The organism is Mesorhizobium sp. P5_C1, assembly GCF_054049815.1.
In genome coordinates, this window is sequence record NZ_JBFULQ010001340.1 from 1 (window position 1) to 624 (window position 624).

At 50.2% G+C, this 624-nt stretch carries 1 protein-coding gene; it reads right to left on the reverse strand.

The window, feature by feature from the left end:
• Positions 1–624: glycosyltransferase (locus ACXJ7R_RS35705; RefSeq protein ID WP_457155885.1), on the reverse strand; the 624-nt coding region annotated here is incomplete at both ends.

Sequence of the window (624 nt, forward strand, 5' to 3'; positions counted from 1 at the left end):
ATCAATCGGTGTTCGTTGATCGAGCGATTGCTCGTGGTAGGTATTACGCGGCTCGTGTTGTTCTCATGGATGCGAAATCCCACTAGCTTCTCCGGCATCACGAAGATATCGTAGTGCTGCAGGACCCTAAGCCACATATCCAGATCAGGAAGCTGTCTATAGAAATTGTTATACGACCCAACAGTCTCGTAGACCTCGCGTTTCATGAGCACGGAAGGGTGGCAGAGGCAGTTACCTCTTTCAATGAGATCCCTGATCCATCCAAAGCGTGATCGATTTGCCTGCTTAAACACCGCTTCAAATACAGGGGCATTTGCTCCTGACAGGGGGCGGCCCAGATCGTCGATCCATTCAACATCAGAAAAAACCGCTGCCAAATTCGGACTGGCTACAAATTTCTTGAGCTGCTGTTCAAGCTTCGCGGGGACCCAGATATCATCGGAATTGCACACAGCGATGTAGGCGCCTTCGCACATCGAAAGACCAACATTCATGGCTTGGCACGCGCCAACGTTACTAGCCAGCAATCTGTAAACTATCCGCTCGTCCCTAATTGATCGTATCACGTCAGCAGAACTGTCGGACGAGGCATCATCCACAACGACGACTTGAAGTTTTCTGTAG